This is a genomic window from Streptomyces sp. NPDC002958 (assembly GCF_055563255.1).
In genome coordinates this window covers 265,669-280,031 of record NZ_JBVHDS010000008.1, presented here as the reverse complement: position 1 = coordinate 280,031, position 14,363 = coordinate 265,669, and the positions used below count along the sequence as shown (strand labels likewise).

Annotated in this window: 9 protein-coding genes and 3 tRNA genes; 5 read left to right on the top strand and 7 right to left on the bottom strand. The window is 69.0% G+C overall.

Annotation, left to right across the window (positions count from 1 at the left end):
* Positions 1-24: 24 nt before the first annotated feature.
* Entirely contained in the window at positions 25-1,476 is a 1,452-nt protein-coding gene (locus ACZ3IC_RS17530) for an acyl-CoA synthetase (RefSeq protein ID WP_467417131.1), read from the top strand.
* A 297-nt stretch (positions 1,477-1,773) separates the two neighbouring features.
* Here the strand turns inward: ACZ3IC_RS17530 and ACZ3IC_RS17525 are convergent, their stop codons facing one another.
* From ACZ3IC_RS17525 to ACZ3IC_RS17505, 5 genes are all read right to left on the bottom strand, one after another.
* Positions 1,774-3,606, bottom strand: coding sequence for an ABC transporter ATP-binding protein (locus ACZ3IC_RS17525; RefSeq protein ID WP_467417128.1), 1,833 nt, complete (start codon positions 3,604-3,606; stop codon positions 1,774-1,776).
* 215 nt (positions 3,607-3,821) lie between these two features.
* A complete protein-coding gene (locus tag ACZ3IC_RS17520) occupies positions 3,822-4,019 on the bottom strand; it encodes a hypothetical protein (protein ID WP_467417125.1) in 198 nt (65 codons plus the stop codon).
* A gap of 490 nt (positions 4,020-4,509) precedes the next feature.
* Positions 4,510-4,583: transfer RNA gene (locus ACZ3IC_RS17515), tRNA-Ile, on the bottom strand.
* Between the two features lie 234 nt (positions 4,584-4,817).
* Positions 4,818-4,890, bottom strand: a tRNA-Asn gene (locus ACZ3IC_RS17510).
* 5 nt (positions 4,891-4,895) lie between these two features.
* Positions 4,896-4,968, bottom strand: a tRNA-Asn gene (locus tag ACZ3IC_RS17505).
* A gap of 193 nt (positions 4,969-5,161) precedes the next feature.
* On the opposite strand from ACZ3IC_RS17505, the gene ACZ3IC_RS17500 reads away from it, so the two are divergent.
* The 4 genes from ACZ3IC_RS17500 to ACZ3IC_RS17485 all read left to right on the top strand — a co-directional run bounded on the left by ACZ3IC_RS17500 (position 5,162) and on the right by ACZ3IC_RS17485 (position 10,819).
* Positions 5,162-5,461, top strand: coding sequence for a YtxH domain-containing protein (locus tag ACZ3IC_RS17500; protein WP_467417124.1), 300 nt, complete (start codon positions 5,162-5,164; stop codon positions 5,459-5,461).
* A 78-nt stretch (positions 5,462-5,539) separates the two neighbouring features.
* On the top strand, positions 5,540-7,003 hold the full coding sequence (locus tag ACZ3IC_RS17495; RefSeq protein WP_467417122.1) for an FGGY family carbohydrate kinase: 1,464 nt from the start codon (positions 5,540-5,542) through the stop codon (positions 7,001-7,003).
* Between the two features lie 151 nt (positions 7,004-7,154).
* The gene (locus ACZ3IC_RS17490; RefSeq protein WP_467417119.1) at positions 7,155-8,888 is read left to right on the top strand and encodes an ABC transporter ATP-binding protein; all 1,734 of its coding nucleotides are present in this window, start codon (positions 7,155-7,157) and stop codon (positions 8,886-8,888) included.
* Positions 8,888-10,819, top strand: coding sequence for an ABC transporter ATP-binding protein (locus tag ACZ3IC_RS17485; RefSeq protein ID WP_467417117.1), 1,932 nt, complete (start codon positions 8,888-8,890; stop codon positions 10,817-10,819). Before ACZ3IC_RS17490 ends, ACZ3IC_RS17485 begins: the two co-directional genes overlap by 1 nt.
* 149 nt (positions 10,820-10,968) lie before the next feature.
* Here the strand turns inward: ACZ3IC_RS17485 and ACZ3IC_RS17480 are convergent, their stop codons facing one another.
* Positions 10,969-12,072 carry an RNA polymerase sigma factor gene (locus ACZ3IC_RS17480; RefSeq protein ID WP_467417114.1) on the bottom strand — a complete coding sequence of 368 codons (1,104 nt, stop codon included), beginning with the start codon at positions 12,070-12,072 and terminating at the stop codon, positions 10,969-10,971.
* Positions 12,073-12,354: 282 nt separating this feature from the next.
* The gene (dnaG, locus tag ACZ3IC_RS17475) at positions 12,355-14,262 is read right to left on the bottom strand and encodes a DNA primase (RefSeq protein ID WP_467417112.1); all 1,908 of its coding nucleotides are present in this window, start codon (positions 14,260-14,262) and stop codon (positions 12,355-12,357) included.
* Between the last annotated feature and the right edge of the window lie 101 nt (positions 14,263-14,363).

Here is a 14,363-nt window from a genome sequence, read left to right as displayed (position 1 = left end):
GCAGGCGGGGCTAGGGTGCGTCGGGTGACTCCTCTTCTGTTTGTGCCGGATGACGGTTCCGTCCGGGAGGCCACCCGGTTCGGCGATCACACGATGACATACGACCGGTTGGCCACCACCTCCACCGCGCTCGCCACGCGTCTCGCCGGCGCCGGACGGGTCGCCGTCTGGGCCACCCCCACGCCCGAGACCGTCGTCGCCGTCGTGGCCGCGCTGCGGGCCGGAGTGCCGGCGGTGCCGCTCAACCCGAAGACCGGGACGCGCGAGCTCGGGCACATCGTGGCCGACAGCGGGCCGACCGTGGTGCTGGCCGGGGCGGGTGACGCGCTCCCGCCGGTGCTGGACGCGCTGGACCGTATCGATGTCGACACGGCGGCCCCGGACGAGGGCGGCGCCGCACTCCCGGAGCCCTCCCCCGAGTCCCCCGCCCTGATCGTCTACACCTCCGGCACGACGGGTCCGCCCAAGGGCGCGGTCCTGCCGCGACGGGCGATCGCCGCGTCGCTGGACGCGCTGGAGGACGCCTGGCAGTGGACCGGCGACGACGTTCTCGTCCACGCCCTGCCGCTGTTCCATGTGCACGGTCTGATCCTGGGCGTGCTCGGCCCACTGCGCCGGGGCGGATCAGTGCGGCATCTGGGCAGGTTCTCCGCCGACGCAGTGGCCCAGGAGCTGTCGTCCGGCGGCACGATGCTCTTCGGCGTACCGACGATGTACCACCGGCTGGCCGAGGCCCTCGACGGCTCCGGCCCCGGTGCGGCCGAGCTGGCGAAGGCGCTGGCCGGGGCCCGGCTGCTGGTGTCCGGGTCGGCCGCGCTGCCGGTCCACGACCACGAGCGGATCGCGGCGGCGACCGGCCGCCGGGTCATCGAGCGGTACGGCATGACGGAGACCCTGATGAACACGGGTGTCCGGGCCGACGGCGAACCACGCCCGGGCACGGTCGGCGCCCCCCTGCGCGGTGTCGAACTCCGCCTGGTCGAGGAGGACGGCACCGTCCTCACCGACCCCTCCGCCATCGGCGAGATCCAGGTGCGCGGCCCGAACCTCTTCACCGGCTATCTGAACCGCCCGGACGCCACGGCCGCCGCACTCACCGAGGACGGCTGGTTCCGTACCGGAGACATGGCCACCCGTGACACCGACGGCTATGTGCGGATCGTCGGCCGCAAGGCCACCGATCTGATCAAGAGCGGCGGCTACAAGATCGGCGCCGGTGAGATCGAGAACGCGCTCCTCGACCACCCCGGGGTCCGCGAGGCCGCCGTCACCGGTGAACCGGACCCCGATCTGGGCGAGCGGATCGTCGCCTGGGTGGTGCCGGCCGACCCCGCCGCACCCCCCACGAGGGACGAGCTCGCGGACCATGTGGCCGCGCAGCTGTCCCCGCACAAGCGCCCGCGCACGGTCCGCTACCTGGAGGCGCTGCCCCGCAACGACCTGGGCAAGATCATGAAGCGGTCGCTCCACGCCTGACCGGTTGACGGCGAGGGCGGCGATCGCGGCCGTGTCCACCTGGTTCGAGGAGTTCTCCGAAGCCGCCGCGCCCGTTCGCGACACCGGGGGGGACGAGCCCCTCTCCTGGGCCTGGTAAGCGGGCTCCCGGGCCCGCGCCGCCCGCCCGTACCGGCGAGGAGGAGTTCGTCGTCCACGGCCTCGCCTCCATCTGCGGCCAAAAGCGCGTCCTGGTCTCGTTCGAGTTCGGATTCCTGGGCGGCTCGGTGGGCCGGCGCACCGGGGACCGAAGCGCACCCCGGACGAGGTGCACGCCGCCTACCGCCAGTGGATTCCTGACGGGCGGACAGGCGAGTACACGGTGCCGTTATGTGGTTGTTGGGCACGGCGCTCGAACAGAGTGGCGTACAGACCTCTCCGACCCAGGAGTTGGGCATGCGTGCCCGACTCCACCAGTCGTCCCTCGTCCAGAACCAGGATGCGGTCGGCGTCCGAGGCAAGGGCCAGGTCGTGTGTGATCACAATGGTGGTGCGCCCTTCGGCAAGGCGTCGCAGCGGCGCGAGGATGCGCTGTGAGGCCAGTCTGTCCAGTCCGGTGGTGGGCTCGTCAAGAAGGAGGACGGGTGCATCGCGCAGCATGGCGCGGGCGATCGCGATGCGTTGCAACTGGCCTCCGGAGAGCCGGGACGTACCCGTGGATATGACAGTGTCATATCCCTCCGGCAAGGCGCTGATGAATGCGTGGGCGTCGGCCGCCCGCGCGGCCTCCACGACGTCACTGTGGCTCACATCGGTGCGTCCGCGCCCGCACCCGATGTTCTTCTCGATGGTGTCGTGCAGGACGAGCGTGTCCTGGGGCAGCAGCGTGACGTTCCGGCGGAGGTGGGTCAGCGGCAACTGGTCCACGGACACACCGTCCAGCCGGATACTGCCGGCATCCGGATCGTAGAACCTCAGCAGCAGAGCCGCCAGGGTCGACTTGCCCGCGCCGCTGGGGCCGGTGAGGACCAACAGCTCCCCGGGGCTCGCGGTGAACGAGAGATCCCGGAGCACCGCCTCACTGCTGCCGGGGTAGTGGAAGAAGACGTGGCGCGCCTCCACCTCGCCGAGCGCACGACTGCGGGGCGGGGCGGGCACGGAAGCGGCCGGGTCGGTGACGGCGGGCCGGGCGTCGAGGATCTCCAGCAGCCGTTCGGCTCCCGCGGTCGCGGCGGTGGCCGTCAGGCCGAGCTGGCCCAGGGAGCGGATCGGCGGGTAGAGATAGCCGATGAAGGCGGCGAAGGCCAGGAGCTGCCCGAGCGTCATCCGTCCCGCGGAGATCTCCCACGCCCCCAGGCCGATGATCGCCAGGACGCACAATGTTTCGAGGACTTCGACGAGTTGCTCGTAGAACTCGGTGAGGCGGACGGCCTTCACCGCGGTTTTCAGCCGGATACGCGCCTTGCTGAGAAGCCGTTCCTCCTCGTCCTGCTGCCTGTTGTACACCTGGGTCATGACGACGTTGACCAACGTCTCCTCGACCACTGCCGTGATGGCTCCGTCCGCCGCGCGGCCACGCCGGGACACCGCACGCAGGGGTTCGGCGAAGCGGGTGGTCGTGAACCAGAAGAGCGGCACCATGACAAAGGTGGCCAGGGCCAGATCCCAGCGCAGCCACACGGCGGCGGCCGCGTAGAAGACCGTACTGAACAGGGCCGAGGCCGCAGCGACGATGCCGGAGACCACAAGCGCTTCGATGGCTTCCACGTCACCCGTCAGCCGCTCCACCAGGTCGCCGCGGCGATTGCGTTGATAGAAGTGCGGCGGGAGGGTCTGGAGATGACTGAAGACACGGGCCCGCAGCCGCATCACGAAGCGTTCGGCGGTCCAGGCCGCGATCGAGTTGCCCAGGTATCCCACCACGGCACCGGCGACGGCCACGGCAAGCCACTGGCCGGCGGGTTCCCAGAAGGCGCTGACGGAGCCGGTCTGCAGAGCGGTGTCGGTGAGTTTGGCGAAGAGCAGGACCGTGATGGTCTCGGCGATGGCGGCCAGGATGGCGCACAGGCAGATGAGGATGAGCCAGCGCCGGTCGCCTGCGGTCAGTGGCCAGAAGCGCCGGAATGCCACCACGACGCTGATGGGATCGGTGCGGATCGGTACATCCGTCACCGAGTCCTGAGAAATCTCTTCGGGGGGCGCTGGGCGTCGGAGTGAGCTGCGGAGGCGCATGGGCGTCACGTCACAGAGGTGCTCGGACTATGGACCATCTCCATAGGCGCGGACCCCAAAACCGCGAGGCCGACCCGCGCCGGAGCGCGAGCCTGCCTCGTTTTGGGGATGGTGTCGGGGATGGTGTCGGGGATGGTGTTTCGGGGATGGTCGGGTCAGTGACCCCGCCCACCGCCACGTCCGCCACCGCGTCCGCCACCGCGTCCGCCGCCGCGTCCGCCACCGCGTCCGCCGCCGTAGCCGCCGCCGCGACCGCCGCCGTAGCCGCCGCCGTAGCCGCGTCCATAGCCGCGTCCGTAGCCGTAACCGTCGTGGTCCCTGTCCCTGTGGTCGAAGATGCTGCGTACGTTCATCTTCGTCTCCTTTGGAGGGTGCTGCGCCGCTCCTTGCTCTTGCTGCGGCACTTCCGACACTACGACTACCCCCTACGACCAACAAGTCGTGCAAGCCGCAATTCGGATAAAAGTCACGAAATACCGCAAACCTTCGGAGCGTTGCCGTAGGTGACTCTCTGAACACCCTCCCACGTCAGGGCGCAGACAGCCCTTCAGCGCCTGGGCACCTTTGCTCACGGCAAAGGTGCCCAGGCGGAACCTGAAGCAGGTCATCGCAATGACAGCACGGGCCTGACGGACCCTTCACGGCCGCACGACGTCACACACAATCGGGCCTTCCCGCAAGAGCCCTGACGGCACGAGAGGTCCGACGGGCGACCCGCCGGGGCGCGACGCAGCCACTTGATCTTGCTCCGGGGCTATGGTGAGGGCCCTCACGGATTCCGTGAGGGCCCTCACACCGCCTGCATACACGCAGGTCATAACGTTTCTGCCCAGGCAGTAACAGTGGGGCGGGTGGGACTCGAACCCACGGCCGACGGATTATGAGTCCGCTGCTCTAACCGGCTGAGCTACCGCCCCTTTTCGGCGTGGCGCGTACAAGTGTGCGCGCCGTCTGCCGCAGCATAGCCGGTCATACGATCTCTCGCTCCGATTGGTCGGCTTCGCATGACCATGAAGACTGCGTTGCCCCCTGCCCGGTTCCGAACGGACCGAAGTAGACGCGAAAGAGTCACGTGGACCCCACACGCACCACGGCGACGGACCGGCGGCGAGCACGCGAAAAAGGACCCCTCAGGGTCCTCTTCCGTTCCGCTCCCCCGACTGGACTCGAACCAGTAACCCTCCGGTTAACAGCCGAATGCTCTGCCAATTGAGCTACAGGGGATCGCGCTCCCCCGACTGGACTCGAACCAGTAACCTGCCGGTTAACAGCCGGCTGCTCTGCCAATTGAGCTACAGGGGATTGCTGCGTTTGCACCGAACCCCGCCTACCTGGCTGCTGCCGGGCGGCGCGCGTTCGCTGCGACACATACATTAGCGCAAGCAGGGGGGTGCTTTGCCAATCGGTATCCCCCGGGGTGATCTCGGGTGCCTGCGGGTAGGCGGGCAGCACACGTCGCACTGAGCGTCGCACTGAGCAAGGAAGGGTGGCAGCCATGCGGTACCGGCTCACGTTCATCGCCGGACTGGCCCTCGGATACGTGATCGGCACACGGGCCGGGCGCGAGCGTTATGAGCAGATGAAGAAGTCCGCACGTCGGTTCGCCCAGAATCCGGCCGTGCGCAATACCGCCGAGTCCGCTGCCCAGAGCGGCCGCGACCTGGCCGGCAAGGCGTACCACGCGGTCAGCGAGAAGGTCGGCGACAAGGTGCCCGCCTCGGTGGCCGACCGGGTGCGGTCGCTGCGGGACCGCGGCCAGAACGGCGAGAACGACTGGGGCACCAGCAACACCTAGCCGGGGCCACCCGCCCGCTGCCGCACTTGCCGCACCATCGGTACAGAAACGCTCCGGCGGTGCGGCAGAATCTCGGGCATGGGCATAGTCGCCGGCTTGGACAGTTCTTCCGCCTTCACACACATCGTCGTCTGCGATACGGACACGGGCGCCGTGCTGCGCCGCGGGTACGCCGCACACCCCGTCGAAGCGAAGGCCACCGAGGTCGACCCGCAGGCGTGGCTGCTCTCCCTCGGTGAGGCCGCCACCGGCGGGCTGCTCGAAGGGGTGCAGGCCATCGGCGTCTCCGCGCAGCAGCACGGTCTGGTGCCGCTGGACCATCAGGGCAATCTCGTGCGTCCGGCATTGCTCGGCAATGACAAGCGGGCACAGGTGGCCGCGGCCGATCTGATCGACGGGCTCGGCGGGCGGCAGTCCTGGGCCGAGGCGGTCGGGTCGGTGCCGCAGGCCGCGCAGCCGGTGTCGAAGCTGCGCTGGCTGGCGCGGGCCGAGCCGGAGGCGGCCCAGCGCGTGGCCTCGGCGCTCCAGCCGCACGACTGGCTGGTGTGGCAGCTGCTGGGGCGGCCGGCCCGGCGCACCACCGACCGGGGTGCCGCGTCCGGCACCGGTTACTGGTCGGCGGGCAGTGGTTCCTACCGGCCCGATCTGGTGGAGCTGGCGCTCGGGCACCAGGCCGCGCTGCCCGAGGTGCTCGGCCCCTCCGACACGGCCGGGACGACGCCCGAGGGGTTGCTGATCTCCGCGGGGACCGGCGAGACGATGGCGGCGGCGTTCGGGCTCGGGGTCGGGGTCGGCGATGCGGTGGTGTCGCTGGGCGCTTCGGGTTCGGTCATGGCCGTGCACCACGAGGCGCTGTCCGATCCGAGCGGGATGATCACTTCGTTCGCGGACGCGACCGGGATGCATCTGCCGGTGGTGTACACATCGAATGCGGTACGTGCGTTGCGCGGGACCGTCGAGATGCTGGGCCTGGAGGGGCTGGAGGAACTGTCCGCGCTGGCGCTGAAGTCGACGCCGGGCGCCTCCGGGCTCGTACTCCTGCCGTATCTGGAGGGCGAGCGCACCCCGCATCTGCCGCACGCGGCGGGGACGCTGTGCGGGCTGCGGCGCGAGTCGATGAAGCCGGAACACCTGGCTCGGGCGGCGTTCGAGGGGATGCTGTGCTCCCTGGCCGACGCGCTCGATGTGCTGCGCGGCCGCGGTGTCGAGGTGCGGCGGGTGTTCCTGCTGGGGGCGGCGGCCGAGCTGCCCGCCGTACAGGGGATCGCGCCCGCGCTGTTCGGTACGCAGGTGGTCGTGCCGCAGCCCGCCGAGTACGCGGCGCTGGGCGCCGCCCGGCAGGCGGCCTGGGCGCTGGGCGTCTCGCAGGGTACGGCCGATCCGCTCACTCCCCCGGCCTGGCAGGGCGCCGCGGCGCAGGTGCTGGAGCCGGGCGAGGAGCTGGCGGTCGGCCAGGCGGTGCGCCAGCAGTACAAGGCGACGCGGGACCAGATCCATCCGGGGGCGTTCGACTCCGCGTCTTGGTCCGCCCACCCTGCGTGACATGGCCGGGTGCACCTGACGGAGATCGATCCTCCTCATGTGTACTCGGTCTTTTTTTTGACCTGGTCTTGAATAAAATCGTTCGCCGTCCCTGTCTGCGGTGCCGGAAAATGGGTCGAATCCCGACCTCTGCCGACTCCGAGAGACACGCGTGCTCATAAAACTCCTGCGGGCCTATCTCGGTCCGTACAAGAAACCCATCCTGCTGCTGGTCCTCCTCCAACTCCTGCAGACCTGCGCCAGCCTCTATCTGCCCACCCTGAACGCCGACATCATCGACAACGGTGTCGTCAAGGGGGACACGGGCTACATCCTCGAATTCGGCGCCATCATGATCGCCGTCAGCATCGTCCAGGTGGTCTGCAACATGGGGGCCGTCTACTACGGCGCCCGCACCGCGTCCGCCCTCGGCCGTGATGTCCGGGCGTCGATCTTCGACCGGGTGCAGTCGTTCTCGGCACGTGAGGTCGGGCGGTTCGGTGCACCCTCGCTGATCACACGTACGACCAATGACGTCCAGCAGGTCCAGATGCTGGTCCTGATGACGTTCACGCTGATGGTCTCGGCGCCGATCATGTGTGTCGGCGGCATCATCATGGCGCTCGGTCAGGACGTCCCGCTGTCGGCGGTGCTGCTCGCGGTGGTGCCGGTGCTCGGCATCGCGGTGAGCCTGATCGTCAAGCGGATGCGGCCACTGTTCCGCACGATGCAGGAGCGGGTCGACACCGTGAACCGGGTTCTGCGCGAGCAGATCACCGGCAACCGGGTCATCCGCGCCTTCGTCCGCGACCGTTACGAGGAGGAGCGTTTCCGCGACGCCAACAACGAGCTGACCGACGTGGCGCTGTCCACGGGCCGGCTGATGGCGCTGATGTTCCCGACCGTGATGACGGTCGTGAACGTGTCGTCGATCGCCGTGGTCTGGTTCGGTGCCCACCGCATCGACAGCGGCGGCATGGAGATCGGCGCGCTGACCGCGTTCCTCGCCTATCTGATGCAGATCGTCATGTCGGTGATGATGGCCACCTTCATGTTCATGATGGTGCCGCGCGCCGAGGTCTGTGCCGAGCGCATCCAGGAGGTCCTGGAGACCGAGTCGAGCGTGGTTCCGCCCGTCGAGCCGGTCCGCGAGCTGCGCGCCCACGGTCATCTGGAGGTCCGCGGCGCGGACTTCCGCTACCCGGGCGCCGAGGAGCCGGTGCTGCGGTCGGTGGATCTGGTGGCCCGTCCCGGCGAGACCACCGCGATCATCGGGTCGACGGGCAGCGGGAAGTCGACGCTGCTCGGACTCGTACCGCGGCTGTTCGATGTGACGGACGGCCAAGTGCTGGTCGATGGCACGGACGTACGGACGCTGGAGCCGACGCTGCTGGCGAAGACCGTGAGTCTCGTTCCGCAGAAGCCGTATCTGTTCTCCGGGACGGTCGCGACGAATCTGCGGTACGGAAACCCGGACGCGACCGACGAGGAGTTGTGGCACGCGCTGGAGGTCGCGCAGGCCAAGGAGTTCGTCGAGGCTCTCGAGCACGGACTGCACGCGCCGATCGCGCAGGGCGGCACCAACGTCTCCGGCGGGCAGCGGCAGCGGCTGGCGATCGCCAGGACGCTGGTGCAGCGGCCGGAGATCTATCTCTTCGACGACTCTTTCTCCGCGCTCGACTACGCGACCGACGCCGCGCTGCGCGGGGCGCTCTCCCGGGAGACGGCCGAGGCGACCGTGGTGATCGTGGCGCAGCGGGTGTCCACCATCCGTGACGCCGACCGGATCCTGGTGCTGGACGAGGGCCGGGTCGTCGGCTCCGGCACCCATCACGAGCTGATGGACGGCAATGAAACGTACCGGGAGATCGTGCTCTCCCAGCTGACGGAAGCGGAGGCCGCGTAATGGCCGGGCCTGGCGGACGCATGATGGCGGGCGGGGCTCCGACCGACCGGTCCATGGACTTCAAGGGGTCCTCGAAGCGGCTGCTGAAGCGCTTCGCCGCGGAGAAGACCTCGCTGTACGTGATGCTGGTGGCCTGTGTGCTGAGCGTCGGTCTGTCGGTGGTCGGGCCGAAGATCCTCGGCAGGGCGACGGACCTGGTGTTCGCCGGGGTCGTCGGCCGGCAGATGCCGGAGGGTACGACCAAGGAACAGGCCGTCGAGGGCCTGCGCAAGAGCGACGACGGCCTCGCCGACATGCTCTCCGGGGTGGACTTCATACCCGGTCACGGCATCGACTTCGGTGCGGTGGGCGACGTACTGCTGGCCGCGCTGGCGGTCTACGTCGGTGCCGGGCTGCTGATGCTGGTGGCCACCCGGCTGTCGATCCGGATCATCAACCGGGTCGTGTTCCAGCTGCGCGAGGACCTCCAGACGAAGCTGTCGCGGCTGCCGCTGTCCTACTTCGACCGGGCCAAGCGCGGCGAGGTGCTCAGCCGGGCGACGAACGACATCGACAACGTCTCGCAGACGATGCAGCAGACGATGGGCCAGCTCATCAACTCCCTGCTCACCATCATCGGCGTGCTGATCATGATGTTCTGGGTCTCGCCTCTGCTGGCGCTGGTCGCACTGGTGACGGTGCCGCTCTCGGTGGTCGTGGCCGCGAAGGTCGGCAAGCGGTCGCAGCCCCAGTTCGTGCAGCAGTGGAAGGTGACGGGCAAGCTCAACGCCCATATCGAGGAGATGTACACCGGACACACCCTGGTGAAGGTCTTCGGGCGGCAGGAGGAGTCCGCGAAGGACTTCGCCGAGCAGAACGAGGCGCTGTACGAGGCGGGCTTCAAGGCGCAGTTCAACAGCGGGATCATGCAGCCGCTGATGATGTTCGTCTCCAACCTGAACTATGTACTGATCGCCGTCGTCGGTGGTCTGAGGGTCGCTTCGGGCTCCCTGTCGATCGGTGATGTGCAGGCCTTCATCCAGTACTCGCGGCAGTTCTCGATGCCGCTGACCCAGGTCGCCTCGATGGCGAACCTGGTGCAGTCGGGTGTCGCGTCGGCCGAGCGGATCTTCGAGCTGCTGGACGCCGAGGAGCAGGGCGCCGACCCCGCCCCCGGCACGGGCGAGCGCCCCGAGGAGCTGCGGGGCAGCGTCTCGCTGGAGAAGGTGTCGTTCCGCTACGACCCCGAGAAGCCGCTCATCGAGGATCTGTCGCTGAACGTGGAGCCGGGGCACACGGTCGCGATTGTCGGACCGACCGGCGCCGGCAAGACCACGCTCGTCAATCTGCTGATGCGGTTCTACGAGGTGACAGGCGGCCGGATCACCCTCGACGGGGTCGACGTGGCGAAGATGTCGCGCGACGAACTGCGAGCGGGGATCGGCATGGTCCTCCAGGACACCTGGCTGTTCGGCGGGTCGATCGCGGAGAACATCGCGTACGGCGCTTCGCGCGAGGTCACCCGGGAGGAGATCGAGGAGGCGGCGAGGGCGGCCCACGCCGACCGCTTCATCCGTACCCTGCCGGACGGTTACGACACGGTGATCGACGACGAGGGCTCCGGCGTCAGCGCGGGCGAGAAGCAGCTCATCACCATCGCTCGGGCGTTCCTGTCCGACCCGGTGATCCTGGTGCTCGACGAGGCGACGAGCTCCGTCGACACCCGTACCGAGGTGCTGATCCAGAAGGCGATGGCGCGCCTGGCGCACGGTCGTACGAGCTTTGTGATCGCGCACCGGCTCTCCACCATCCGGGATGCCGACGTCATCCTGGTGATGGAGAGCGGCTCGATCGTCGAACAGGGCACGCACGACGAGCTGCTGAATGCCGAGGGCGCCTACGCCCGGCTGTATTCGGCGCAGTTCGCGCAGGCGGTCGCCGAGGTCGACTAGAAGAGGCAGTCAGCACATGAGGAGGGCCCGTACCGTCGGCCGGCGGTGCGGGCCCTCCTTCTTCGGGCCGGACGGGCCGCCCTCATGGGCGAGGTGCCGGCCCGGCCCGCTCAGCGGCGGTGCCCGTACGGCCCGGCGTCCTTGCGAGGTCAGTCGAGGTAGCCGCGGAGCTGGTCGGCGAAGGCGTGGTCCCGCAGCTTGTTGAGGGTCTTGGACTCGATCTGGCGGATGCGTTCACGTGTCACGCCGAAGATCCTGCCTATCTCCTCAAGGGTGCGGGGCCGCCCGTCGGCCAGTCCGTAGCGCAGCTGGACCACCTTCCGCTCGCGCTCGTTCAGAGTGGAGAGCACCGCTTCCAGGTGCTCGCGCAGCAGCAGGAACGCGGCTGACTCGACCGGGGACGCGGCGTCGCCGTCCTCGATCAGGTCACCGAGGGCGACGTCCTCCTCGTCGCCGACCGGGGCGTGCAGCGAGACGGGTTCCTGGGCGAGCCGCAGGACTTCGCCGACTCGTTCCGGGGTGAGGTCGAGCTGTTCGGCGACCTCCTCGGGCGTCGGCTCGTAGCCGCGTTCCTGGAGCATCCGGCGCTGGACCCGTACGACGCGGTTGATCAGCTCGACGACATGGACCGGGACCCGTATGGTTCGCGCCTGGTCGGCGAGGGCGCGGGACATGGCCTGCCGGATCCACCAGGTCGCGTACGTCGAGAACTTGTAGCCCCTGGCGTAGTCGAACTTCTCAACCGCCCTGATCAGTCCGAGGTTTCCTTCCTGAACCAGGTCGAGCATGGTCAGCCCGCGGCCGACATAGCGTTTGGCGACGGAGACGACGAGGCGGAGGTTGGCCTCGATGAGACGGCGCTTCGCCATCCGCCCCATGACCACCAACCGGTCGAGATCGACGGCCAGTTGCGTGTCAGGATCCGGGGTGCTCGCGAGCCGTTCCTCGGCGAAGAGACCGGCCTCGACGCGGCGGGCGAGCTCCACCTCGTCGGCGGCGGTGAGCAGCGGGATCCGGCCGATCTCCCGCAGATACTGGCGGAAGAGATCGGAGGACGGGCCGGCGGTCTCCGGGCGGCCCCGCGGTTCCGGCGGTTCGGGCGCCTGTGGCAGCTCCTCCATGAGTGCCTCGGATGGGTCGGATGGGTCGGATGGTGTCTGCGGCTCCACCGCGGCCTCCGGATGATGCACGGCCCGGTTCTGCGCGGGTATGGCCGAGACGCGCTCGGTTTCGGTCACGGTCCGGGTCTGCACGGGGGGCGACCTCCAGGTGATCGCTGCCGGATCGCGGGGATGGAGGACCACCGTTCGGTGGGCCGGCCGCGCTCCGATGACTCAGGCACCGCCACCCAGTGTGGGGGAAGACACATCTCTGCCACGAGGGGCGTGCGGGGACTTTCTGAATCCGGTCCGTGACCGGGCGATTACGGGGACGGGCAAAGGCGTGCGGGATTCAGGCCCGTCCGGCGATCAAGGACGGAGCGGCAACCGGACAGACCGGGTGCGTCCTCCTGGTCACGGCTCCGCGGACCCGCGTCAGAGCGCGTCGGCACCGTTGTTGCGCAAGGACTGGGCGTACTGCTGGAGGACCCAGACCTCGTTCTGCGCGGCTGCCAGATGGTCCGGGGCGACATTGCTGCCGAGGCGGGCGAGGCTCCCCTGGACGTCGTCGATCCGGCGGTCGACGGCGCGCAGGCGGACCTTGACCAGATGCTCGCCCGCGTACGCCTCGTCGATGGACTTGCCGTGGAAGACCTCGACCGCCAGCTCGGTGACCAGCTTGCGCACCGTGTCGTTGGGGGTCGCGTCGAGCACCTGGGCCAGGTATTCGCGGGTCTCCGGGACGCCCGTCTCGGCACCGCCCGCCTCCGCGATGCACTGGCGGACCGCGGCGTACGGCGGGGCGGTGAACTCGTCGGCCCCATAGGCATCGAAGGCCGGCGAGACGAGGGCGGGTTTCTGCAGGGCGAGCTTGAGCAGCTCGCGCTCGGTGCGATGCGCCGGGCTGCGGAGGTTGAGCGCGGGGCCGGAGGGGGCGGCGGGGGCCTGGACCTGCTGGTGCTGCGTGCCGGCACGGGAGGAGGCGGGCTCCGATCCTCGCCGGTCGCCCCGCCCCCGGGCCCATTGGGCGAACTGGTTGACCCGGTGTACGACGTACTCCTGGTCCAGGATGCCGACGAAGCCGGCCAGCTGGACGGCGACCTCGCGCTGCACGCTGCGCGTCTTGATCTTGGCGACGACCGGTGCCGCCTCGTCGAGCGCGGCGGCGCGGCCCGCCGGGGTCTCCAGGTCGTACCGGCCGACGATCTGCCGGAGCGCGAACTCGAAGAGCGGGGTTCGGGGTTCGACCAGGTCGCGGACGGCCTCGTCCCCCTTGACCAGGCGCAGATCGCACGGGTCCATATTGTCCGGGGCGATCGCGATGTACGTCTCGGCGGCGAACTTCTGGTCGTCCTCGAAGGCGCGCAGGGCGGCCTTCTGCCCGGCCGCGTCACCGTCGAACGTGAAGATCACCCGGGCGCTGCCGTTGTCCATCAGGAGGCGGCGCAGGATCTTGATGTGGTCGCCGCCGAAGGCCGTACCGCAGGTGGCGATGGCGGTGGTGATCCCGGCGAGGTGGCAGGCCATGACGTCGGTGTAGCCCTCGACGACCACGGCCCGGCTGGCCTTTGCGATGTCCTTCTTCGCGAGGTCGATGCCGTAGAGCACCTGGGACTTCTTGTAGATCGCGGTCTCGGGGGTGTTGAGGTACTTCGGCCCGTTGTCGTCGTCGCGCAGCTTGCGGGCGCCGAAGCCGACGACCTCGCCGGAGGTGTCGCTGATCGGCCACATGAGCCGGCCGCGGAAGCGGTCGATGGGGCCGCGCCTGCCGTCCTGGGAGAGGCCGGAGGTGATCAGCTCCTTGTCGCTGAAGCCCTTGCCGCGCAGATAGCGGGTGAGGTGGTCCCAGCCCGCCGGGCTGTACCCGACACCGAAATGAGCGGCCGCCGCCTGGTCGAAGCCGCGCTCGGCGAGGAACTTCCGGCCGATCTCGGCCTCGGGGCTGTCCAGTTGCTCGACATAGAACTGGGCGGCCATCTTGTGCGCCTCGACCAGCCGGATGCGCTCACCGCGCTGGTGGGAAGGGTTGTACCCACCCTCCTCATATCGCAGGGTGATGCCTGCTTTGGCGGCGAGCCGCTCGACCGTCTCGGAGAACGAGAGATGGTCGATCTTCATCACGAAGGCGATCGTGTCGCCACCCTCCTGGCAACCGAAGCAGTGGAAGAGACCCTTGCTCGGGCTGACCTGGAAGGAGGGGGATTTCTCGTCGTGGAACGGGCAGAGCCCCTTGAGGTTGCCACCGCCCGCGTTGCGCAGCTGGAGGTACTCGGAAACGACGGCGTCGATCGGGACCGCGTCCCGTACCGCCTTCACATCGTCGTCATTGATCCTGCCTGCCACGGATGAAGTCTACGGGTGGGGTACGACAGCTGTGCCGCGCGCCGATGTGATCCACGGAACCCGGACGATGCGTACCGGCGGAGGCACCGAGCCGTCCCGTC